Here is a 25,001-nt window from a genome sequence, read left to right as displayed (position 1 = left end):
CGTAAAACATCACGCTACCCTAGCACGGCTCCACTCCAGGCCAATCATTACCTGGAAGAAAGTCATTTAAGACCCGAACCATACTTAATTATCTGAAAGGAATCAGATCATGCCGACACTTAAAAACATCGTGACCGTCGATTGGCGTTCAGGAAAAGACAAGATCTACTTCATCTTCAAAGACACCGATACTTATTCCCGCTTTGATATTCCCGATAACAAGGTCTCTGATGGATACCCCTGGCCTATTAAAGGAAACTGGGGGACGTTGGAAAACCACATGAAAAACCTGCGGTTTGGATTTACGACCACGGGCATAACGCTTGATCGTCCCATGGACTCTTCTGACCTCGATATCCTTTGGCTTTTCTATTACGAGCGCACTACGCCGATGGTCTGCGCCTACAATCAGGATACCGATGCGGTAATGCAGACCCGCAAGGTTGAAGACACTAAATGGAAGCTGCTGTTGCCTCACTTTGATCGCATCGTTGCAGGGACATGGTGGCAAGTAAGTCGCCCCTCACTCTTTCGATTCATCATGAATGACGGGAACTCCCTCTATCTGGATTTGGACGAGGATCCCAACCGGGACCGCGGCTATATCGGTGGCAAACTTGACGACGACCTCCCTCCTCCTGTTGTGACCCCGGTCCAGTCACTGAGGACAGAGCCCATTACAGAAGCTACCTGGCCCGGTCTTGCTCCCTATAAAGACCGGATCATTACAGCGGTGCAAAACGATCGGACTTTCGCTGACAGTTATTACTATATCTTTCTGACTGACAATCAGTTTCTGACTTATAACATTCCGAAAAATCGCCTGGTTTCCGGTCCGCATGCGGTTGATAGCCAATCCTGGCCAGGCCTGTTGCGCAACTGAAGTTTCAAGCCGTAGTGGCTACCTCCTGACGGGTCGAGCAGGCGGTACCGGCGGCGGTTAATCATCGGTTAATCGCCGCCACCCATTGTGCAGTCAACTTGCACAGGGATAAGGCTTACCCATGCGTCGACTGTTTCTATTTTTTGTTCTCTTGATCTCGGGTGTAGCCCAGGCAGGGATAAATCCGTTCGACACCAAACCTGAATTCTTGCCAGTGGAAAAGGCCTTTGCCTTTACCTCCGAACGCCTCGAATCAGGTGAAACACAGCTCTATTGGCAGATTACCGACGGTTATTACCTTTATCAGAAACGCCTGAATTTCGAGGGTTTGTCTGCGCAACAGCACCCGGTATTACCTGACGGCGAAGCACACAGCGATGAGTTCTTCGGCGAACAAGAGGTTTATCGCCAAGGCCTGGAGCTGAAGATTCCGGCGGGAGCCACCGGTCAGATCAAGGTGGGTTTCCAGGGGTGTGCCGATGCCGGTTTGTGTTATCCGCCGCAAACCCAGATCGTGGACCTGGGCGGCAAGGCTACTGCATCTGCGGCCAGCGAAGCGCCGGACCAAGCCTTGGCCAGCGGCCTGCAACAACGTGCGCTGGGCTGGAGCTTGTTGGTGTTCTTTGGTCTGGGCCTGTTGCTGGCCTTCACCCCTTGCTCGTTGCCGATGCTGCCGATTCTGGCGGGGTTGATCGTTGGCAGTGGTGCCACGCCCAAACGCGGTTTTGCCCTCGCCGGCAGTTATGTGATCAGCATGGCGCTGGTGTATGCGGCGATGGGTGTTCTGGCGGCGTCGCTTGGCGCGAACCTTCAAGCGCTGTTGCAGAGTCCATGGCTGTTAGGCAGCTTTGCGGCGGTGTTCGTGCTGCTGGCCTTGCCGATGTTCGGTTTTTTTGAACTGCAATTGCCGGTGGCCGTGCGGGATCGGCTGGAACATGTTTCACGCAGCCAGCGCGGTGGCAACCTGATGGGCGCCGGTGTGCTTGGGGCCTTGTCCGGTCTGTTGGTGGGGCCGTGCATGACTGCCCCATTGGCCGGCGCCCTGCTCTATATCGCCCAGAGCGGCAATGCGCTGCACGGCGGGTTGATTCTGTTCGCCCTGGGCATCGGCATCGGTGTGCCGCTGTTGCTGCTGGTCACCGTCGGCAATCGCTTCCTGCCTAAACCTGGCGCCTGGATGAACCTGCTCAAGGGTGTGTTCGGTTTCCTGTTTCTCGCCACGGCTTTGCTGATGCTGCGTCCGGTGCTGGATGAATCGCTGTGGCTCGGTTTGTGTGGCGGTTTGCTGCTGATCGCCGCCTACAGCGCCTGGCAGCAGTCCCAGGGATTTGGCCGCGTTGCCCACCTGTTCGGCGCCAGTTCGCTGCTGCTGGGGTTATGGGGCAGCCTGCTGGTGGTCGGTGCGGCGGGCGGCAGTGACGATCCGTATCAGCCGTTGCAGGTGTACAGCGCCGGTCGTACCGGCGCTGTCTCGCCAAGCGCTCACGATGCATTCACTACGATCAAGGAGCCCGCGTCCCTGCAACGTGAGCTCGACGCCGCCAAGGCCCAGGGCCAATGGGTGCTGCTGGACTATTACGCCGACTGGTGTGTGTCGTGCAAAGTCATGGAAAAACAGGTCTTCGGCAAACCCCAGGTGCTGGATGCGCTGAGCGATGTGCGCTTGCTACGGCTGGACGTCACCGCCGACAATGCCGCCAGCCGCGAACTGCTCGGCCGTTATAAAGTGCCGGGGCCGCCGAGCCTGTTGTGGATCGGCACCGACGGCGAAGAGCGTCGCAGCCAGCGCATCACCGGCGAGGTCGATGCCGGCACTTTCCTGCAACGCTGGACCACCACCCGAGACGCTCGTTAATGCTGACCTTTACCCTCGGCACCTTTGCCATCGCGCTTAACCATTTGCTGCTGATCAGTGCCCTGGCGCTGGCGACGTTTGTCGGCTGGCGGGTGGCCAAGCGTGGCGGCGAGAACCCGGAATCGGTGCTGTTCAGCCTGTTCCTGCTGGGCATGCTGGCGGCCCGGGTCGGCTTCGTGATTGCCTACTGGGCACAGTATCGCAACGATCCGTGGCAGATCATCGACCTGCGCGACGGTGGTTTTCTCGCCTGGCCGGGGGTGGTCGTGCTCTTGCTGGCGGCGTTGTACCGCGGCTGGCGTCAACCGGGCCTGCGTCGGCCATTGGGCTTTGGCGTGGCCTGCGGCCTGGTGTTCTGGCTGCTGGCGAGTTTCTCCCTGAGTATTTACGAACAAGGCACGCGCCTGCCGCAGATCACCTTGCGCAATGCTGCCGGCCAGACCATCCAACTCAGCGATTACCAGGGTGGCCCGTTGGTCATCAACCTCTGGGCCACCTGGTGCCCGCCGTGCCGCCGGGAAATGCCGGTGCTGGAGAACGCCCAGCAACAGCGCCCGGACCTGACCTTCCTGTTCGTCAACCAGAGCGAAAGCATGCAGAGCGTCGCCACTTTCCTCGAAACCCAGGGCCTGAGCCTGACCAACGTGCTGTTCGATGGCAGCGGTCGATTGAGCCATGCCGTGGGTTCCATGGCATTGCCGACTACGCTGTTCTATAGCCCCAACGGGTATCTGTTGGGCAGTCACCTGGGTGAGTTGTCGGAAGCCAGCCTGGCCCGCGCCCTGGAACACTTCGACACCCCGAACCCGGCCACCTCGGCCACGCCTTCAAGGAAATTGCCATGCTCCGCCTCCGCCACCTGCTGACACTGACCCTGGGTGCTGCCCTGCTACACCTGCCGTCGGTACAGGCCGAAGAACTGCCTGAAGCGATCAAGAAGATCGAAGCCAAGGGCGCCAAAATCGTCGGCACCTTCGACGCGCCCGATGGCCTGCGCGGTTACGCGGCGCAGTACCAGAACCGCGGTATGACGCTGTACCTGACCCCGGACGGCAAACATGTGCTGCTCGGCAATCTGTACGACGCCGACGGCAATGACCTGAGCAGCGCACCGTTGCAGAAACTGGTCTACGCGCCGATGGCCAAGGAAGTCTGGGGCAAGATGGAAGCAAGCAGCTGGATCGGTGACGGCAATAAGGACGCACCACGGGTCGTCTACCTGTTCAGCGACCCGAACTGCCCGTACTGCAACATGTTCTGGGAACAGGCACGGCCGTGGGTCCAGGCCGGCAAGGTGCAGCTGCGGCACATCATGGTCGGTATCATTCGCGAAGACAGCCCCGGCAAATCCGCCGCGCTGCTGGCCGCCAAGGACCCGCAGAAAGCCCTGGAAGAACACGAGAAATCCGGCAAGGGCAGCTCGCTCAAGGCCTTGAAGGACGTACCACCGGCGGTTCAGGCGAAACTGGCGGCGAACATGAAGTTGATGGAAGACCTGGAACTGGCCGCCACCCCGGCGATTTTCTACATGGATGAAAAGGGCCAGTTGCAACAACAGCAAGGCGCGCCGTCGCCGGACAAGTTGCTGAAGATTCTCGGGCCCAAATAAAGATCAAAAAATCGCAGCCTTCGCCCTACGCGCCTGTGGGCACCACCGAAGGCTGCGATCTTTTTAATCAAGCGCTACACGGATTTCTGTCGGCCAGAAACTTGAGCAGCGCCTCAGTGACAAACTCGGGGTTCTCCAGACTGGAGATATGCCCCGCCTCCGGCACCAGCACATACGGGCAACCGATCAACTCAGCCATTTCTCTGGTTTCCGACGGCGGCCGCGGTTTGTCCTGGTCGCCACACATCAACAGTGTGGTTTCAGGGTTCAGCTGAGCCAGGCGCGGCAACAAATCATCACGACTAAACGTGATCCGTCCCATCGGCACGATGCTTTCACGCAGCCGGTTGACTGGCAATGCAGCCAGCCTGGCGCGAAAATCCTGATACAAAGCCGACTGCGGATCGATGCCTGGACGGAAGAAGATCGGCACAATAATGTCGAGCAGTTGCGGCGAGATCTCACCGCTGTCTTCGATCTGTTTGAACAGCGAGAAGTAATACTGACGAGTCGGTTCCGGTTCGACACCAACGTAGGTGTCCATCAGCACCAACCCGTTGAGCCGCTGCGGCGCCGACAGTGCCAGGCGAACGCCCCACATGCCACCGACCGAAAGACCGACCAGCGTGACGCGATCGATGTCCAGATGATCGAGTAATGCCAGTGCCTGACGCGCCACGTCATCCAGCGACGTCATGCCCTCGGGCATCCGCCCGGATTCGCCATGGCCCCAGAGGTCCAGTGCAATGACCCGATAGCGCTGCGACAGCGCCGCAATCTGCGGTGCCCACATGGCCTGGTCCCACAGGTAGCTCCCGGCCAGCAATACCGCCGGGCCCGTGCCTTGATCTATGTAGTGAAGCGCTTGTCCATCAACCGTTACGAAGGGCATCGACTGTCTCCCTGGTGAAATAGGATCCATTAAAAAACCACGGGAAGCCTGAGCCGCGTGGGCTCGGCAGTCAACCCGGATTAAAGGCCCTCCAGCTCCGCCATCAGGTCATTCAACCGATCCACCTTCTCCTCGGTAATGTCGCTCGCCGCCAACCCATCGATGTACTCGGCCAGTTCCGCCACCGTGCTGCACTCGAACATCGCCCGCAGCGGCACGTCGCGTTGCAGGGCTTTTTGTACCCGCGAGGCAATTTGCGTGGCCAGCAGCGAATGCCCACCCAGCTCGAAGAAGTTGTCACGCACGCCAACCTTCTCGACCTTCAACACTTCGGCCCAGATATCCGCCAAGGTCTGCTCCAGCTCATTGCCCGGCGCCTGATAGTCCTGGCTCTGCAACTGGCCGATCTCCAGTGCCGGCAAGGCCTTGCGATCGAGTTTGCCGTTGGCGTTGAGCGGCAGCTTGTCGAGCCACAACCAGTGCAGCGGCACCATGTATTCCGGCAACTCGGCACGCAGGCGCTGCTTGATCCGCTCCAGTCGTTCGTTCGAATTGAGCGCCGAATCCGCTGCCACCAGATAGCCGACCAGATGCTTGCCGTTGACGCCCTCCTGCACCCCGACCGCCGCGTCGCGGACTTCCGGCTGTTCATGCAGACGCGCCTCGATTTCACCCAGTTCGATGCGGTACCCGCGAATCTTCACTTGATGATCGATACGCCCGACGTATTCCAGCACGCCATCACTGCGCCGACGGGCCAGGTCACCGGTGCGATACAGCCGATCCCCGGGCGCACCGAACGGGTTCGGCACAAACACCTGCGCCGTGCGCAACGGATCGCTCACATAACCGCGCCCGACCCCGGTGCCGACCACACACAACTCACCCACCGCCCCCAACGGCACCAGCTCCAGCGCGCCATCGAGCAAGTACAAACGGTTGTTGTCGGTCGGCGTACCGATCGGTAGATAACTGCCACGGGTCGAGGCCAGGTCGATGCGGAAGAACGCCACATCGTCCGAGCATTCCGCCGGGCCATAAGCGTTCACCAGCCCCATCTGCGGGTAACGCAGCAACCATTGGTGCGCCAGTTCCGGCGGCATCGCTTCACCGGTCGGCAACATCCAGCGCAGGCCATCGAGGCTCATGCAGTCCTGGGCGAGCATGCCCTGAATCAGCGACGGCACGCTTTCCAGCACGCTAATGCCCTGGCTCTGGACGTGGGCCAGCAAGCCTTGGGGATCATGGGCGATGCTGTTCGGCACGATGTCCACCCGAGCGCCGAACAACGGCGCCGCGAGGAACTGCCAGACCGAAATATCGAAGCTTTGCGAAGCGGTCTGGGCGATCACATCGGCGTCGCTCAGCTTCAGGTACGGCACCTTGCTCAACTGGTTATTGAGCATGCCGCGCTGCTCGACCATCACGCCCTTCGGCAGGCCGGTGGAGCCCGAGGTGTAGATCACGTAGGCGAGGTTGTCCGGGCCACTGTAGACACCCGGATTGGCCACCGAAACGTCGCTCGCCTGCACGTCTTCCCAGACCAGCAATCGAGGCCGGTTGGCACATCCGAATTCCTCCAGCAGCGCGACGGCTTGGTCACGGCACGCCTGGGTGCAGACCAGCAACGGCGTGCGGCTCAGGTCAATGATCCGGCTCAGGCGCTGACTCGGCAGGCCCGGGTCCAGCGGCAGGTAACCGGCACCGGCCTTGAAGCTGCCGATAATCATGCCCAGCAGATCGAGATTACGCTCGGCGAGCAGCGCCACCGGTTGATCGAGGCCGACGCCTGCAGCGATCAAGGCATGGCCGAGACGGTTGCTGCGCTGGTTCAGCTCAACATAGCTGTGTTGCTGATCGAGACAACTGGCGGCGATCCGCTGCGGATGCCGGGCAACCTGCGCTTCGAACAATGAGACATAGCTCTGCTCCAGCGGATAGTCGTGTTCGCTCTGATTGCAGCCGTGGATCAGGAAGTCCTGTTCCTCTGCGCCCAACAGCGGCAGATCAGCCATGTCACCATGGAATCCTTCGACCAGCGCCAGCAACAGTCGCTTGAACTCACCGAGCATGCGCTCGACCGTGGATTCGTCGAAATAACGCTGGTCGTAGGAGAGGTGCAAACCCAGGTCATCCCCCGGATAGCAGACCGCGGTCAACGGGAAGTTGGTGTGGGTGCGGCCCGAATCCGAGGTGGCGTTGAGGCTTTGCGCACGGTCCAGCACCGAGACTTCCACCGGGGCGTTTTCGAACACGAACAGGCTATCGAACAGCGGCTGGCCTTTCGGCAACTCGCTGTTTTCCTGAATGCTCACCAGCGGCAGGTACTCGTATTCGCGCAGTTGCATGTTGCTGTCGAGCAAACCGCTGAGCCACTGACGAACGCTGCAGCGCTGATCGTCCTCGGGCATTTTCACCCGCAGGGCGATGCTGTTGATGAACAGCCCGACGGTGCGCTGCATCTCTGGCATGTCCACCGGACGCCCGGCCACCGTGACGCCGAACAGCACGTCGCGCTCACCGCTCAAGCGACGCAGCACCAACGCCCACGCTGCCTGGGCGAAGGTGTTGACGGTCAACTGATGGGCCTGGGCCAGTTCGCGCAATTGTGCGCCATCCCGGGGATCAAGCCTTGTGTAACGGTCGCCGACGATCATGCCGCCGCTGTCGCCGGCATGTTCACGCAGGAACGGCCGGTCGCTCGGAATCGGCGTGGTGCGCTCGAAACCTTGCAGGTTCTGCCGCCACCACTGCCGCGCCTCGGCCAGACTCTGGCGTTGCAGCCAGCCGATGTAATCGCGATAACGCGGCGGCACGGCCAGTTGCGCTTGCCGGCCTTCGCCGAAGGCGGTGTAGATTTCGAAGAAGTCGTTCATCAGCAGCGAACGGCACCAGGCATCGATGAGGATGTGGTGGTTGCTCATCATGAACCAGTAGCGCGCCGCGCCGACGCGGATCAAACCCAGATGGAACGGTGCCTGGTTGAGCAGATCGAACCCGGCCTCGCGCTCGCTTTTCAGCAGCGCCTGCAGCTTCGGCTCTTGCTCTGCTTCGGCAACCGCGCTCCAGTCCAGATACTCGATCGGCGTGCTGCCGGGTTTATGGATCACTTGCAGCATGTCTTCGCCGACGTTCCAGCAGAACGAGGCGCGCAAGGCTTCGTGACGGGCGATCACCGCTTGCCAGGCGTGGGCGAAACGCACCGGGTCGAGCTCGCTGTTGATGCGGTAGCGGTCCTGCATGTAGTAGAGGCCGGTGCCCGGTTCGAGCAAGGTGTGCAGCAACATGCCTTCCTGCATCGGGGTCAGCGGGTAGACGTCTTCGATCATCGCCGCCGGAACCGGCAACGCGTCGAGTTGCGGCTGAGTCAGTTTGGCCAGCGGGAAGTCCGACGGTGTCAGGCCGCCCGCGTTGTCGCTCAGGCAGTGCTGGATCAGGCTGTGCAATTCATCCAGATACGCCTGCGCCAGGTCGGCGATGGTTTGCCGGTCGTGGCGCTCGGCGCTGAAGGTCCAGCGCAACACCAGTTCACCACCGTACACCTGACTGTCGATGCTCAGTTCGTTGGGCAGCGGCGCATGCGGATCATGGGCCGCACCCACCGGTTCATCGAGCGGACGGAACAGCGCATCGCTGCCGAAGCTCTGGTCGAACTGGCCAAGGTAGTTGAAGGTGATCGGCGCCAGCGGCAGCGCGGCCATGGTCTGCCGACACAGGCCATCGGCCAGGTAACGCAGCACGCCATACCCCAGGCCTTTATGCGGCACCGCGCGCAGTTGCTCCTTGATTACCTTGATCGACGCACCCTGCTCACTCACCGGAGTGAGGCGCAGTGGATAAGCACTGGTGAACCAGCCGACGGTGCGGGTCAGGTCAATCTCGTCGAACAGGGTTTCGCGGCCGTGGCCTTCGAGTTGAATCAACGCCGACCCATGACCGCTCCAGCGGCACAACACACGGGCCAACGCAGTCAGCAGTAAATCGTTGACTTGGGTGCGATAGGCCGCCGGCGCCTGTTGCAACAGTTGCCGGGTGTGCTCGCTATCGAGGCGCACGCTGACGGTTTGTGCGTGACGATTCTGCTGCCCGCCCCGAGGCCGATCACACGGCAATTCAGCGCTTGGGCCGGCCAGCTGCGCCTGCCACCAGCTCAATTCTTCCCGCAAGGATTCGCTGCCGGCATAAGCCTGCAACCGTGCGGCCCAGTCCCTGAAGGCACTGGTTTTCGCTGGCAGTTTTACTGACTGTTCTGCGTCCAGTTGACGATAAACCGTTTGCAGATCGTCCAGCAGCACCCGCCACGACACCCCGTCCACCACCAAGTGGTGAATGGCAATGAACAACCGTTGTTGCCCCTCGGGATCATCGACCAGCAGCGCCCGCATCAGCGGCCCCTGTTCAAGGTCGAGGCTGCGCTGGGCATCGGCGAACAGTGCCGCGCATGTGTCCATCGTCGGCACCTGCACTTGCCACAGCACGGCAGCGTCGGAAACTGCCTGATGCTCGGTCTGCCAATGACCAGCGACTTCGGTGAAACGCAGGCGCAAGGCGTCGTGCTGCTCGATCACCGCCAACAGCGCTTGCTCCAGGCGATGCGGCTCCAGCACCACGGTCGGTTCCAGCAGCAACGCCTGGTTCCAGTGTTGACGCTGCGGGATTTCGGTGTCGAAGAACCAGTGCTGAATTGGCGTCAGACGCGATTCACCCGTGAGCAAACCTTGTTCGGCGGTGACCTGCTCGGTACGAGTCGCCACCGCAGCCAACGTCTGCACGGTCTGGTGCTGGAACAGGTCGCGCGGGCTGAAGTGGATACCCTGCTGCCGCGCCCGGCTGACCACCTGGATCGACAGGATCGAATCGCCGCCCAGTTCGAAGAAGTTGTCGTTGAGGCCGACCTGTTGAACGTTGAGCACTTCACACCAGATGCCGGCCAGGATCATCTCAAGTTCGTTGCTCGGCGCCACGTATTGCTGACGATTCAACTCCGGGTCCGGTGCCGGCAGTGCGCGACGGTCGAGTTTGCCGTTGGCGGTCAGCGGCATGCTGGCCAGCAGGATCAAGTGCGTCGGCACCATGTAATCCGGCAACTGAGATTTGAGGTGCGCCTTCAACGCTTCGCGCAGTGCAGTTTGTTGCGCTTCATCCTGCTCGGCCACGTTTGTAACCAGATAGCCCACCAGTTGCTTGCCGCTCGGCGCATCGAGCGCCAGCACGACCGCTTCACGGATCGACTCATGTTCCAGCAGACGGGTTTCGATCTCGCCCAGTTCGATGCGGAAACCACGGATCTTCACTTGATGGTCGATACGGCCGAGGTACTCGACCAGGCCATCGACGCGCTGACGGACAAGGTCGCCGGTGCGGTACAAGCGTCCGCCGTTCGCGGCAAAAGGATCAGCGACAAAGCGTTCGGCGGTCATCCCCGGACGCTGGTGATAACCCTGCGCCAGACCAGCGCCGCCGACATACAACTCGCCGGTCGCGCCTTGTGGCAACAACGCCAGATCGGCGTCGAGAATGTACGCCACCCGAGCGCCGATCACGCTGCCGATCGGCACACTGCCCAGCCCTTCTTCCAATTGCTCGGGGGCCAGGCTGGCGAGCGGCATGACCACAGTTTCGGTCGGGCCGTAAGCGTTGAAAAACAGGCTCGGTTTGAACGCCGCGCGAATCCGCTGCAAGTGTTCGCCAGTCAGGGCTTCGCCACCGGTGATGCACATGCGCACCGGCAGGGTTTCGCCCTGGGTCGCCAGCCATTGCGCCAACTGGCTGCCGTAGCTTGGGGTGAAGCCGAGGATGTTGATGTGGTGGCGACGAATCAGCCCGCAGATTTCCTGCGCGTCCCACTGGCCTTGAGCGCGAAGGACCACCTGCGCACCACTCAATAGCGGCACCAGCAGACGCTCGGTCGCGGCATCGAAGTTGATCGAATAGAAGTGCAACTCGCAATCATCGGGGCGCATGCCGAAACGCTCGATCACCGCGCGGCAATGCATGGCGATTTCACCGTGGGACACCACCACGCCTTTCGGTTTACCGGTCGAGCCCGAGGTGTAAATCAGGTACGCCTGATGCTGCGGCAAGCTGATAAACGGCAGCTCGCTGGCCGGGTAATCGGCCAGGTCCGCGGCATCGTCTTCCAGGCACCAACGACCGACGCTGGCCGGCAATTCACCGAGTGCTGCGAACATCGCCGCATCGCTGAGCAACAAACCGATGCCGCTGTCTTCGATCATGTAGTGCAGGCGATCCAGCGGGTATTCCGGGTCCAGCGGCACATAGGCGCCGCCCGCCTTGAGGATTGCCAGCAAGCCGATGACCATCTCCAGCGAACGTTCCAACGCCAAGCCGACCCGCACTTGCGGCCCGACACCGCGCTCACGGAGCATCCAGGCCAGACGATTGGCGCGGCTGTCGAGCTCGGCGTAGCTCAGGGTTTGCCCGGCGAACGTCAGCGCCGGTGCGCCCATGCGCACCAGCGCCTGCTCAGCGAACAGCTGGTGGATGCATTGATCGAGGCGATGCTCACCCGGCTCGATGCCGAGGTTGTCGAGCAGGTTTTGCTGTTCAGTGGCGTCGAGCAACGGCAGTTCACTCAAGCGCTGTTGCGGATCGGCCAGCAACGCTTCCAGCAGATTGCGCCAGTGCCCGGCCATGCGCGCAATGCGCGGCTCGTCGAACAGATCGGTACTGTAAGTCAGGCAGCAACCCAGGCGATGGTCGAGGTCGGTGACTTCCAGGTTGAGGTCGAACTTGGTCGCTCGCGCATCATTGGCCAGGTACTCGACGGTCATCCCGGCCAGGTTGCGACTCTGCTGGAACTCCCAGCGCTGCACGTTGCACATCACCTGGAACAGCGGGTTGTAAGCGGCGCTGCGCGGTGGCTGCAGGGCTTCGACCAAGTGATCGAACGGCAGGTCCTGATGGGACTGGCCTTCGATCACCGTGTGGCGAACCTGCTCGAACAACTCGCCCACGGACATCTGCCCGTCGAGCTGGCAACGCAGCACTTGGGTGTTGAGGAACGCGCCGATCAGCCCTTCGCTTTCCGGACGAATGCGGTTGGCCACCGGCGCACCAATGCGCAGGTCGGTCTGGCCGCTGTAGCGGTAAAGCAGCACGGCCAGGGCGGCGGTCATGGTCATGAACAGGGTCAGGCCGTTGTCTGCGTTGAAGGCACGAACCCGTGCCGCGAGGTCATCGCTGAGGTCGAAGCGGAACAGTTCGCCCTGATGACTTTGCACCGGCGGACGCGGACGATCGGCGGGCAATTCCAGCAGCGGATGTTCGCGGCCCAGTTGCGCGGTCCAGTAATCGAGCTGGCGCTGACGTTCGCCGGATTCCAGCCACTGACGCTGCCACACGCTGTAATCCAGGTACTGCACCGGCAAGGGTTGCAGTGGCGATTCGCGGTCATCGACGAAGGCTTCGTAGAGCGCGCTGAGTTCCCGGGCGAAGATGTCCATCGCCCAGCCTTCGGTGACGATGTGGTGCAGGGTCAGCACCAGGTAATGTTCCTGCTCGGCGGTCTTGACCAGGCAGGCGCGCAGCAACGGTCCGGTTTCCAGATCGAAAGGCGTGTGCGCCTCGCTGTCGGCCAGTTGCTGGACTCGCTGCTCACGGGTATCGGCCGCCAGTGCGGAGAAATCCTTCCAGTCCATGCGCATACCGGTGTCCGGATGCACCTGTTGCCGGGCCACGCCGTCGACGCTCGGGAACGTCGTGCGCAGGGTTTCATGACGCATGATCAGCGCTTGCAGCGCCGCTTCGAAACGCCCGACATCCAGCACGCCGCGCAACCGCGCCATGCCGCCGACGTTGTAGGCCGGGCTGTCCGGTTCCATCTGCCACAAGAACCACATGCGTTGCTGGGAATAGGACAAGGGCACCGGTTGGCGGCGGTCGACCTTCTCGATCGGTGGCTGCCGGTTGGTTTTGCCGCTGGCCTGGATCAAGCGAACCTGCTCGGCAAACGCGCCCAGCTCACTGGCCTCGAACAGCGCTCGCAACGGCAACTCGACGTCGCAGGCCTGACGGGTACGGGAGATGATTTGCGTGGCCAGCAGCGAGTGGCCGCCAAGGGCGAAGAAGTCGTCGCGCAGACCGATCTGCGTCTGGCCCAGCACCTCGCGCCAGATGCCGGCGATTTGTTGCTCAAGCGCCGTGACCGGTTCAACGTGCTCGCGGACGTGCCACTGAGGTTCCGGCAAGGCGCGGCGATCGAGTTTGCCGCTCGGGCTCAGGGGCATTTGGTCCAGACGCATCAGCTGCGCCGGGACCATGTATTCCGGCAACTCGGCGGCCAGCACGGCTTTCAGGCGTGCGGTTTGAGTGTCGAGGTCTTCAGTGGAATCAGTGGCGGTGTAGTAACCGATCAACTGCCCGCCGACCGCCGTTTCGTGCACCAGCACCACCGCTTGGGCGACGCCGGATTGTGCCAACAGCCGCGCTTCGATCTCTTGCGGTTCGACACGAAAACCGCGCAGCTTGACCTGCTGATCGAGACGACCGAGGTATTCGATCACGCCATCGGCGGTCCAGCGCGCACGGTCGCCGGTGCGGTACAGACGCGCGCCCTGCTCGCCCAGTGGATCGACCACGAAACGCTCAGCGGTCAGCCCCGGACGGCCCAGATAGCCCCGAGCCAAACCGATACCGCTGATGCACAGTTCACCCGGCACGCCGGCCGGCACCGGGTTTAGGTCACTGTCGAGCACCCGGCACAGCACGTTGCCCAATGGCCGGCCAATCGGCGAGCGCTCGCCATCGGCGGTTGTGCAGTGCCAGTGGGTGACGTTGATCGCGGTTTCGGTCGGGCCATAACGGTTGTGCAGTTGCACCGCCGGCAATTGCGCCAGCACGCGATTGCGCAGTTCGGCGGGCAAGGCTTCGCCGCCGGAGAATACTCGGCGCAGGCTGGTGCATTCAGTGGCAAGCGGTTCGTCGATGAACAACGCCAGCAATGGCGGCACAAAGTGTAGCGTGGTCACGCCGTATTGCTGAACCAGTTGTGCGATGCGGTGTGGATCGCGGTGTTCGCCGGGACCGGCGATCAGCAAGCGGCACCCGGTGATCAGCGGCCAGAAACACTCCCACACCGACACGTCAAAACTGATCGGGGCTTTTTGCATCAGCACGTCGGTATCGTTCAGGCGATAAGTGCTCTGCATCCATTGCAGACGTTCAGCGAGCGCTGCGTGAGTGTTGCCAACGCCCTTGGGCAGGCCGGTGGAACCCGAGGTATAAATCACATAGGCCAGGTTGTCGCCGTGCAGGTGCAGACCCGGTGCATGGCTTGGCCAGTTCTCCAGGTGCAGGGCGTCCATGGCAATCACGCTGACGCCGTCGGTGGCCGGCAAGCGGTCGAGCAATTCGGTTTGGGTCAGCAACAACTCGACGCCACTGTCGCGGAGCATGTAGGCCAGGCGCTCGGCCGGGTAATCCGGGTCGAGCGGCACATAAGCGCCGCCGGCCTTGATGATCGCCAGCAAACCGATCAGCAACTGCGGCGAACGTTCGGCGGCGATCGCCACGCACACGTCCGGGCCGACGCCTTTGTCGCGCAGGTAATGCGCCAGGCGGTTGGCCTGAGTATGCAGTTCGGCGAAGTCCAGGCTGCCGCCGTCCCACAGCAACGCGGTGCGCTCCGGGGTCTGGCGCACTTGTTCGTTGAGCAGTTCCGGCAACCACTGCTGTGCCGGGTTGCAGGGGGCAACGCTCCAGTCATTTTGCTGAGCGTGTTCGGCGGTAGTCAGTAGTTGCAGGTCACCGATCGCTTGTTGCGGACGTTCGCAGATGGCTCGCAGCAAATTGCTGAAATGCTCGGCCAGACGCTCGATGGCCGGCGCGTCAAACAGTTCGCTGGCGTAGTCGAACGACAGGCTCAAACGTCCGTTGCGGTCTTCCTCACTGTGCAGTTGCAAGTCGAACTTGGCTTCGCGGCTGTGCCACGGCAGCTCTTCGGCGAGCAGCCCCGGCAGACGACGCAGAGCGCTGAGATCCCGTTGCTGATGGTTGAACATGACCTGGAACAGACCTTGTTCGCGGGCCTGCGGGAAAGCTTCGAGCAGTTGTTCGAACGGCAGGTCCTGATGCGCTTGCGCACCCAATGCGGCTTGCCGGGTTTGCGCCAGCAACTCCACGAATGGCAGTCGCGAGTCCACTTCGGCACGCAACACTTGGGTGTTGATGAAGAAGCCGATCAGCCCTTGGGTTTCCAGGCGTGGACGGTTGGCATTCGGCACGCCGATGCGGATGTCACGCTGACCACTGTAGCGATGCAGCAGGCTCTGGAATGCCGCGAGCAACAGCATGAACGGCGTCGACTCATGAGCCTGGGCGGTCTGGCGAATCGCGTTGCTCAGGCTCGCGTCCAACCGCAGGGTGTGGCGGGCGGCGCTGTGGGTGTGTTGTGCCGAACGTGGGTGGTCGGTGGCCAGGCTCAGGGTCGGATGCTCATCACCCAACTGCTCTTTCCAGTAAGCGAGTTGCCGTTCGCCCTCCCCTTGCGCCAGCCACTGGCGCTGCCAACTGCCGTAGTCGGCGTATTGGGTCGGCAAGGCCGGGAGGCTGGCGGCCTGGCCTTGAGAGGCCGCCGCATACAGGCGCGAGAATTCGTCGATCAGCACGTTCAGCGACCAGCCGTCGGCGATGATGTGGTGCATCGTCACCAGCAGTTGATGATCCTCATCATCGAGGCGCACCAGGGTCACCCACAGCAGCGGGCCGTTCTCCAGATCGAACTGGGTGCGCGCTTCGTCCTCGCGGATTTGTTGCGCGCGGGCTTCACGCTCAGCGGCCGGCACGTCGCTGATGTCGATCACTTGAAGATTGAATTCAGCGGCAGCATCGACCCGTTGCAGGGCCACACCGTCGCGCTCGAAAAACCGTGTGCGCAGGGATTCGTGACGTTCGATCAGTTGCTGGAAACTGGCGCGCAAGGCGTCTTCGTCCAGTTCGCCGCGCAGGCGCAAGGCGCCGGGAATGTTGTAGGCGCTGCTCTGCGGGTCGAGTTGCCAGGTGATCCACAAACGGTTTTGCGCCAGGGATTGCGGCATGGCTTCGTTACGCGACAGCTGAGTGATCGCGCCTTGGGCGAGGCCGCCATCCTGTTGTTGCCGGGCGACTGCGGCGGCGAATGCGCCGAGGGTTGGCGCTTCGAACAGCAGACGCAGATTCAGCTCCAGAGCCAACGTTTCACGCAGGCGAGCAACCACTTGAGTGGCGGCGATGGAGTTACCGCCGAGCAGGAAGAAGTGATCGTCGGCGTTGACTTGCTTGACCTGCAATTGCTCGCACCAGATCTGGCCGATCAGGGTTTGCAGTTCTGAACTCGACTCGCTGCTGCCTTCACTTTCGTTCGCTGCCGACGGGAAAACCGCATAGCTGTCGAGGCTGCCATCGGCCAGGCGATTGCGGCAGGCCGAACGTTGCAACTTGCCGCTGGAGGTCTTGGGCAGTGCCCCCGGATTGAGCAGCACCACCACGCTCGGCGCCTCCTGATACGCCTCGGCCACCGCTTGGCGGATGGCTTTGATCAGCGCCTCGGGCGACAGGATTTTCTGCACGCTGCGGCTGATTTCCGCGGCAATGCCGATGCCTTCCTGACCCTCGAGATTGACCGCGAACGCGGCCACACGCCCCTTGCGCACCACCTCCACTTCGCGCTCGATGGTCTGCTCGATGTCCTGCGGATAGAGGTTGTGACCACGAACGATCAGCATGTCTTTCAGGCGCCCGGTGATGAACAGTTCACCGTCACGCAAAAAGCCCAGGTCGCCGGTGCGCAGCCAGGTGCGGCCCGCGTGCTGGACGAAGGTCTTGGCCGTGGCTTCAGGGTTGCGCCAGTAGCCATGGGCGATGCTCGGCCCGGCGACCCAGACTTCACCGACCGCGTTGTCGGCGAGTTCTTCGAACGATACCGAATCGACAATCAGCACCGCATGATCCGGCTGGCTGATGCCGCAACTCATGACCGGACTGCCGTCGCCCGGTTCGGCGCGGTTTTGCGCCAAGGCCTGATCGTCCACGCGCAACGCCGGAATGCCCTGACCGCGCGGAGTGCCGGCAACGAACAGTGTCGCTTCCGCGAGGCCGTAAGAAGCCATGAAGCTGTCCGACGTAAAACCACAGGCCGAGAACTTCTCGGCGAAGCGTTCCAGGGTGTCGAGGCGAATCGGTTCGGAACCGGAATACGCCACGCGCCAGCCGCTCAAATCAATGCGCTCCAGAGCCGATTCGCTGACGCGCTCGCTGCACAGTCGATAGGCGAAGTCCGGCCCGCCGCTGATGGTGCCGCCGTATTCGCTGATCGCTTCCAGCCAGCGCAACGGGCGACCGAGGAAGTACGCCGGCGACATCAACACGCACGGCACACCACTGAAAATCGGCTGCAGCAGGCCACCGATCAGGCCCATGTCGTGGTACAGCGGCAGCCAGCTGACGATCACGTCATCAGGATTGAGGTCGATGCCAAAGCCGTGACGAATCAATCGTTCGTTGGCCACCAGGTTGCCGTGGCTGACTTGCACACCTTTAGGCAAAGCGGTGGAGCCGGAGGTGTATTGCAGGAAAGCGATGTGCTCGCCTTGCAGGTCCGGCGCAACCCAGCATTCAGCCAGGGCGTTGTCGAGGGTGTCGACACATAGCAGCGGCGGCGCCCCGTTGATTTGCAGCAAGGCGTCGCGCAGGTCGGCGCTGGTCAACAGCAGACGCGGCTCGGCATCGCTGATGATCGACAGCAGGCGTTCCTGATGATGACGACGGGTCGATTCCGGCGGATAGGCCGGCACCGCGATCACCCCGGCGTACAGGCAACCAAAGAACGCCGCGACGTAATCCGGGCCGCTGGGAAACAACAGCACCGCGCGATCGCCGAACGACGCCTGGGCCTGCAACGCGCCGGCAATGGTTCGCGCCCGTTGGTCCAGCTCACGATAACTGAGCACCACAGCCTGATCCTGGGTTTCGGCGAGAAAACGCAAGGCCACCCGGTCCGGCGTCAGGGCCGCGCGGCGCTGGAGGGCTTGGACCAGTGTGCTGGGGAGTTCGAACGCGTCGGTCATGAGGTTTCCTGCCTGAATTCGGCTTGCAAGTGGAATCGGTTTTCATATTTCACGCCCGTTCACGGGCATGCAGGACGCGGTCTTCGCCGACCGCGCAAGGCTTGGGAATGCTGTTTTGGCCGGGGTTTGCGCCCGCAGCCATTCACCAATGAGAACGGATGAGGTCTTGGAATAATTAGTCGCCGGGCTTGAGCGCCGGCAGGCTTGTGGCCGGTGGGTGAGTCAGCGTGTCGCCGTTCTCGGTCCGCACCGCAACGGAGCATTAATTCTCTTTCTCAATTGACAATCATTATCATTCAACATAATTTGTCGCTCGATATGTAGGACGGCTCCGACCCCCTTGTCGTCCCACGACCCTATTTGCAGCAAGGTGATTTCCAATGACGGAACAAGTATCCACAAGCAGGTGCGATTCACCGCTACTTCAGGCCTTCGTCGACAACCGAATGATTCTGGTCAAGATCGCCGCCCGCATTACCGGCTGCCGATCCCGCGCCGAAGACGTGGTGCAGGATGCGTTCTTCCGGTTGCAATCGGCGCCGCAGATCACCTCGTCCATCAAGGCGCAGCTCAGTTACCTGTTCCAGATCGTGCGCAACCTGGCGATCGATCACTACCGCAAGCAGGCGCTGGAGCAGAAGTATTCGGGCCCGGAAGAAGAAGGCCTGAACGTGGTGATCCAGGGCGCTTCGCCGGAAACCTCGCACATGAATTTCTCGACCCTGGAAAACATTGCCGATGCACTGACGGAGCTGCCCAGCCGCACCCGTTACGCCTTCGAGATGTACCGCCTGCATGGCGTGCCGCAAAAAGACATCGCCAAGGAACTGGGCGTCTCGCCGACCCTGGTGAACTTCATGATTCGTGATGCGCTGGTGCATTGCCGCAAGGTGTCGGGCAATCGTGCCGATACCTTCGCCCGTCGTTAAACGCTTCGCGGGCAAGCCTCGCTCCACAGGGAATATTGCCTGTCACTGTAGGAGCGAGCGGTGCGGCGATCCGACTTGCCCGCGAAGACTGACTCAAGCCAACGAACACCGATCAAAAAACCGCTCACGCCCCAGCATCATCAGCGCCGCGCGCTTGTGCGGGAAGTCGAACTCTTTCTCGCAGTGAAAACACTGATTATGCAGATGCCCGATCATCTTCGCGTTGTCGGCGCGAGGTTCGGCGACCACCCTTTGAGTGCGCGGATCATCGAGAAACAGGTAGTGCACCAGCGCCGATAACCAACTCGCCACTTTGTGCGGGCCACGGTGATTTTCCTCACCCACCAGCATGTGAATGCCACGGTCGTAATCGGCGACATCATAGAACGGCGCAATGCGATCTTCCTTGGCCCAGTAGGCTTCAAAGTAGGCAAACGGCTGATCATCGAAGCAACCGATCAGGGTCAAGGTGTGCGGGTCGGCTTCGAGCTTGCTCAGGTATTCCCGATGCTTCTCGAGACTGCCCTCCTCCTGCCAGAAACTCGCGACCCGCGGGCTGTTCTGCCAGCGGTTGAAACGCGCCAGATCCTGCTCGATTTCTAGTGTACGCAGGGAAACCCATGCACCGAGCCGCGCATCAAAGCGCCGATAGACCTCACCACGGGGTTTCACCGCACGCAGGGGGTGGCGCTTGCCGTCACTGATGACCATCTGCTGTGGATAGCTACCGGTCAACGACTCACCCAGCCAAGGCTGAGGCAATTGCCAGAACAGTGTGCGTTCACAGCGATATTGACCTTTGACATCGGTCGCGATCAGCAACCCGCTGAGCAAGGCTTCAGTGGGCACTTGATCGAGGTGCCAGGTCAGACGCTGACACTGCGCATCACGGGCAAACAGCCAATAACAGGCCGCCCAGAATGCTTGACCGTCAGGACGGCCGAAGCACTCCTCCAGCCACAGATGCAACTCGGGCTCACGGGTCAGCCGCAGTTCGATCAGCGGCTGCCCTTCCAGACTGAGGCTCAGGCGACTTGCGGTTTCATCGGCTACAAGACGGTTGCCTGACGGCAAGGCCAGGGCGGTCAGGTCATTCAGATTGGACATGGGTCGGGCTCACGGTAATCGTCGACAGTTAACTGAGGTGACGTGAGCCGGGCATGGAAATTTAACGAAAAACACCGCGAACCTTAATCAGCATTCGCGGTGGCATGCACAGCCTGGATCAGTTCCAGGCCATTGACGTTACGCAGGTGCTAGATCGACCTGACCCAGATTTCGCGGAAGGCATAGTCATTGCCGTTTCCGGTGGCGACATGGTTAACGATCTGCAACTCCATCTGTGATGCACTCGCGGTAAACGTACCTTTGAGCGGCGCCCAGGCCATTGATGGAATTTCCGTCGCGGGGGCAATGACTTGCGCTCCGCTGGTGAGTGACAGCACTGGAACTGAATATTTGTCATTCCACCTGCGCACGGTCAGCCCGAACTCATAGGACCGACCCACTTCCAGCCCCTGAAAGGTCTTTTTCAACACCGTGCCGGCAGAGTTGTTGGTGTAGGTGTTGTCGAATAATACGTAGATATTCCCGTCTCTCGTGATGGTGAGATCCCGTGGATCAGCCGCAGCCTCCCCCCGCATCCAGCCATTCCAGTCATTGGTACCGTCTTTTTCCGAGAAGGTCGTTGTATCGTCAAAAGGCGCCTGAACCTCAAGACACAATGTCGGGAACAGCACCGGGCCAGCACAACTGCCTCCATCCAGCGCCGCCTGAAAAACAAACGCGAGATGGCTCCCGTCTTTCAGATTCTGCAAAGACGCCCAGGCAATATTGCGACGCCAGCCCTCCTGGAACTCTTGTTGCGTGACGGGCTCGGCGTCGGCCACTCGCAGCATCACTGGCGAGCCGTCGGCTTGTTGACCGCAGACATGCAGCGTTGTCTTTTGATTAACCACCATGAATGGCCAACGCGCCACCTCGACCGTGACACCGGCCGAATCATCAGGTTTTTTCAGAACGAGTACATCGTTGACGGCTTGTGGCACCACAGGAGCGGGCACACAGGAGAGAGAAACCAACGCGGGGTTTGTCATGACAGAAATCCTTTCTGAATGAGCGCCAACCCCTCCATGGGGTCGGACACAGGAAAGGAGCTAAGACCACGTGAGGGGAAGCGTCTACTGTCAATTCGACCATTCGAACAGCAAAACATAAATACCAGATGAATGGTCGTCCGCCCCCCCTGCCCCCGGAAACTCTATCTGTCAGTGCTTGCCCACCGGCACCAGGGCAATTTTGTAGGGATCGAAAATCTTCAGCATCTGGCCGTTGTTTCGCAGGCCTTGCAGCAACTTGCCGAATGCTTCCCCCGTAATCGGCGCCTCTGGACGAATCAGCGCGTAATGGTGATAGACCTGATCGATGCGTTGCGACACCAGCAACTGCTCGCCGACTTTTTCGTTGCGCAGCAGGTAATCGCTCAGATAGGAGCGTGTCACCAGGGCAATGTCCGCTCGCCCGCGCAGCACCATCAGCAGGTTGCTGTCGTGGGAATAGGTCAGCGTGGCGTTGTAAGTGTCGGCCAGGTACTTGGGATCGGCGTTGAAATTGGCAAACTCGTAGTGATAGCCGCTGTACAGCGCCAGGCGCTTGCTCGCCAGATCCTTGAAGTAGTTCTCATCGCGACCGGGTTGCTTCTGCGCGACAAAGATTTCTGCATCTTCCAGGCCCATGTCGACATCGGTATGCGGAATGTCCTTCCAGCCCCACTCCGGGTTCTCGAAAATGGCCATATCGACCCGGCCTTCCTTGAAGTCATTGAAACGCCGGGGAATCGAGGTGGGCACCAGCACAAACTGATAATCGGTTTGCAGCTGATTCAACGCTTCCACCAGTTGCGGCAGCAGACCGGTGTCGGCACCGGACTCCGGGCGCACGGTATAGGGTGGAAAATGGGCGGCCCCGACCCGCACCTGTTGCGCGGCCTGAGATGGCAACACCCAGCACACTACAAGCGCCGCCAGCAAAAGCCGCGACGCCATTCGAATTGATGAAGACATCAAAACAGCACACTCCCCAAAAAAATACTCACCAATGCATACAAACTAGGCGGTTTCGTCAACTTAGCCAGTTTCTTGCCGAGATAGACGGCTCTTACCGTTCTTCAAGCACCAAAATCAGCGCTTCATCGGCCAATTGATCGAGGTTCATACTGCCATCGGCGCGAAACCAGGTGGTGGTCCAGGAGAGCGCGCCCGTCAGGAAGCGGCGGGTGATGAACACGTCGCCCCGGATAAAACCGGCGTCCTTGGCTTCTCCCAGCACCTGCAGCCAGATGGCTTCATAAATATCGCGCAGCGCCAGAACCTGCGCCTGGCCTTCCTCAGACAGCGAACGCCACTCATACACCAGCACCGCCATGGCCTCGCCACTGCCGCCCATGATCGACTGCAATTCGCAGCGAATCAGCGCCAGCACCCGCTCACGCACATTGCCGGCCTCGGCCAGCGCTGCACGCATCAACGCGGTGTTGTAGCGAATGGTCTCCTCCATCACTGCCCGCAGGATCTCGTCCTTGCTCTTGAAGTGATGAAAAATGCTGCCTGACTGAATGCCCACCGCACTGGCCAGGTCACGCACGGTGGTGCGTTCATAACCTTTGTTGCGAAACAGGTGAGCAGCCACTTGCAGCAGTTTGCCGCGGGCGCTGTCGGGGTCGGTCAATTGGCCGCTGTCGACCAATTCGCGCATCACCCTCAGGGCTTTTTGCTCGTCCACCCGTTCTCTCCTACAGTCGATCAATCAAATGCGCCGCTGCCCGTTAAAACAGCAGGGTTGCGCGGGCAATTTAAGCTGGCGGGGGCGACCAAGCAAGCGCTCGGGAAGAAGATAATCAAGGCGTTTACAAACCAAGCGCTTGCTTGGTAGTCTCGAAGCACTTCTGTCGCAGGTGGCTATGGAGTTGACTGTGCCTAAAACAATTCGCATCGGTTGTGCCAGTGCATTCTGGGGCGACACCTCGACCGCCGCCGCGCAACTGGTGGAGGGCGGGCGACTGGACTATCTGGTGTTCGATTATCTGGCCGAAATAACAATGTCGATCATGGCCGGGGCGCGGATGAAAGACCCCGCCACCGGCTACGCCAGCGACTTCATCGAAGTCCTCAGCCCCCTCCTCGAGCAGCTCGCGAAACAACAGATCCGGGTGATCAGCAATGCCGGCGGGGTTAATCCACAGGCCTGCGCCGTTGCCCTGCAAACAGCCTGCGACAAGGCCGGGGTGGCGCTGAAAATCGCCGTGCTGTCGGGTGACGACCTGCAACCGCAGTTCAAACACCTGAGCAGCCTGGGTATCCATGAGATGTTCAGTGGCGCCCCCCTGCCGCTGATGTGCGTGTCGACCAACGCCTACCTCGGCGCACCGGGCATCGTCGAAGCCCTGCGCCTGGGCGCCGACGTTGTGATCACCGGGCGCGTGGTCGACAGCGCCGTGGTCAGCGCCGCGCTGGTGCATGAGTTCGGCTGGTCGTGGCACGACTACGACAAACTCGCCCAGGCCGCATTGGCCGGGCATCTGATCGAATGCGGCGCCCAGTGCACCGGCGGCAATTTCACCGATTGGCATGACGTGCCCGACTACGAACACATCGGCTTTCCGATCGTCGAAGTCGGTGCCGACAGCCAGTTCATCGTCAGCAAACCCGACGGCTCCGGCGGTCTGGTCACACCGCTGACGGTTGGCGAGCAGATGCTCTATGAGATCGGCGACCCACAGGCCTATTTGCTGCCCGATGTAGTGTGCGATTTCAGCCAGGTCAAACTCGTGCAACAAGGCAAAAACGCGGTTCAGGTGCATGGCGCGAAAGGCTTGCCGCCGACCGCTCAGTACAAGGTCAGCGCAACGTACCCGGACGGTTTCCGCTGCACCGCCAGTTGCCTGATCGCCGGGATCGATGCCGTGGCCAAGGCCCGACGGGTCAGCCAGGCGATCATCAACAAGACCTCGGAAATGTTTAACCAGCGCGGCTGGGCGCCCTACAGCGAGGTGAACATCGAACTGCTGGGCAGCGAAGCCACTTACGGCCCCCACGGCCAGCGCCAGGACAGCCGCGAAGTGGTGATCAAACTCGCCGTGCGCCATCCGAGCAAGCAGGCCTTGATTCTGTTCTCCCGGGAAATCGCTCAGGCTGCCACCGGTATGGCGCCTGGGCTGACGGGAATCGTCGGCGGGCGGCCGACGGTGTATCCGTTGATCCGGCTGTTTTCGTTCCTGATCGACAAAACCGCCTGCACCTTGGAGATCGACCTTGCCGGTGAGCGCCATCCGTGTGCCCTGCCCGCCCTCGATGCGCTCGACCCAGCTGACTTGCCGCTGCCGTTCGACCCACCCAAAACCACAGAGCGTGCCGACGCCAGCGTGGCCTTGATCAAACTCGCCGTGGCGCGCTCCGGCGACAAGGGTAACCACAGCAACATCGGCGTCATGGCCCGCCACCCCGACTACCTGCCGTGGATCGCCGAAGCACTGACACCCGAGGTGATGGTCGACTGGATGAGCCATGTCCTCGACCCGATCCACGGACGCGTCGAACGCTGGTATTTACCCGGCACTCAGAGCTTTAATTTTCTTCTGGAGAACGCACTCGGTGGCGGTGGCGTGGCCAGCCTGCGGATCGATCCGCAGGGCAAGGCGTTCGCCCAACAACTGTTGGAAATCCAGATTCCGGTGCCCCAGCGCATCGCCGATCAGTTCAATTAGAGGACTGT

At 61.1% G+C, this 25,001-nt stretch carries 12 protein-coding genes; 6 read left to right on the top strand and 6 right to left on the bottom strand.

Annotation, left to right across the window (positions count from 1 at the left end; translation table 11 throughout):
• Positions 1-109: 109 nt before the first annotated feature.
• From AC07V0_RS26000 to dsbG, 4 genes are all read left to right on the top strand, one after another.
• The gene (locus AC07V0_RS26000) at positions 110-883 is read left to right on the top strand and encodes a hypothetical protein (protein ID WP_086944684.1); all 774 of its coding nucleotides are present in this window, start codon (positions 110-112) and stop codon (positions 881-883) included.
• A 121-nt stretch (positions 884-1,004) separates the two neighbouring features.
• The gene (gene dsbD / locus AC07V0_RS25995) at positions 1,005-2,738 is read left to right on the top strand and encodes a protein-disulfide reductase DsbD (protein WP_457327299.1); all 1,734 of its coding nucleotides are present in this window, start codon (positions 1,005-1,007) and stop codon (positions 2,736-2,738) included.
• On the top strand, positions 2,738-3,604 hold the full coding sequence (locus AC07V0_RS25990) for a TlpA disulfide reductase family protein (RefSeq protein WP_086944682.1): 867 nt from the start codon (positions 2,738-2,740) through the stop codon (positions 3,602-3,604). The genes dsbD and AC07V0_RS25990 overlap by 1 nt, the downstream gene beginning before the upstream one ends.
• Complete coding sequence (dsbG, locus tag AC07V0_RS25985) at positions 3,580-4,347, top strand: thiol:disulfide interchange protein DsbG (RefSeq protein WP_018929978.1); 768 nt, start codon at positions 3,580-3,582, stop codon at positions 4,345-4,347. Before AC07V0_RS25990 ends, dsbG begins: the two co-directional genes overlap by 25 nt.
• A gap of 67 nt (positions 4,348-4,414) precedes the next feature.
• Here dsbG and AC07V0_RS25980 read toward each other — a convergent pair whose 3' ends face one another.
• The gene (locus AC07V0_RS25980) at positions 4,415-5,239 is read right to left on the bottom strand and encodes an alpha/beta fold hydrolase (protein WP_086944681.1); all 825 of its coding nucleotides are present in this window, start codon (positions 5,237-5,239) and stop codon (positions 4,415-4,417) included.
• Positions 5,240-5,319: 80 nt separating this feature from the next.
• On the bottom strand, positions 5,320-18,303 hold the full coding sequence (locus AC07V0_RS25975; protein ID WP_495020051.1) for a non-ribosomal peptide synthetase: 12,984 nt from the start codon (positions 18,301-18,303) through the stop codon (positions 5,320-5,322).
• A gap of 380 nt (positions 18,304-18,683) precedes the next feature.
• On the opposite strand from AC07V0_RS25975, the gene AC07V0_RS25970 reads away from it, so the two are divergent.
• Positions 18,684-19,232, top strand: a complete 549-nt coding sequence (locus AC07V0_RS25970) for an RNA polymerase factor sigma-70 (protein WP_026286708.1) — start codon at positions 18,684-18,686, stop codon at positions 19,230-19,232.
• Positions 19,233-19,325: 93 nt separating this feature from the next.
• Here the strand turns inward: AC07V0_RS25970 and AC07V0_RS25965 are convergent, their stop codons facing one another.
• The 4 genes from AC07V0_RS25965 to AC07V0_RS25950 form a co-directional block, all read right to left on the bottom strand.
• A complete protein-coding gene (locus tag AC07V0_RS25965; RefSeq protein ID WP_086944679.1) occupies positions 19,326-20,339 on the bottom strand; it encodes a GNAT family N-acetyltransferase in 1,014 nt (337 codons plus the stop codon).
• Between the two features lie 149 nt (positions 20,340-20,488).
• Positions 20,489-21,328 (bottom strand): sugar-binding protein, encoded by an 840-nt coding sequence (locus AC07V0_RS25960; RefSeq protein WP_086944678.1) that lies wholly within the window; start codon positions 21,326-21,328, stop codon positions 20,489-20,491.
• A 171-nt stretch (positions 21,329-21,499) separates the two neighbouring features.
• Entirely contained in the window at positions 21,500-22,294 is a 795-nt protein-coding gene (locus AC07V0_RS25955) for a substrate-binding periplasmic protein (RefSeq protein WP_102685632.1), read from the bottom strand.
• A gap of 94 nt (positions 22,295-22,388) precedes the next feature.
• A complete protein-coding gene (locus tag AC07V0_RS25950) occupies positions 22,389-23,012 on the bottom strand; it encodes a TetR/AcrR family transcriptional regulator (RefSeq protein WP_064616776.1) in 624 nt (207 codons plus the stop codon).
• A gap of 190 nt (positions 23,013-23,202) precedes the next feature.
• Here AC07V0_RS25950 and AC07V0_RS25945 point away from each other — a divergent pair, with 190 nt between their 5' ends.
• A complete protein-coding gene (locus AC07V0_RS25945; RefSeq protein ID WP_457327301.1) occupies positions 23,203-24,993 on the top strand; it encodes an acyclic terpene utilization AtuA family protein in 1,791 nt (596 codons plus the stop codon).
• Positions 24,994-25,001: the final 8 nt, after the last annotated feature.

Source organism: Pseudomonas sp. GW821-FHT01E10 (assembly GCF_059422365.1).
Note: the sequence above shows the minus strand (reverse complement) of the source record. Positions and strands in the feature narration are given on the sequence as shown.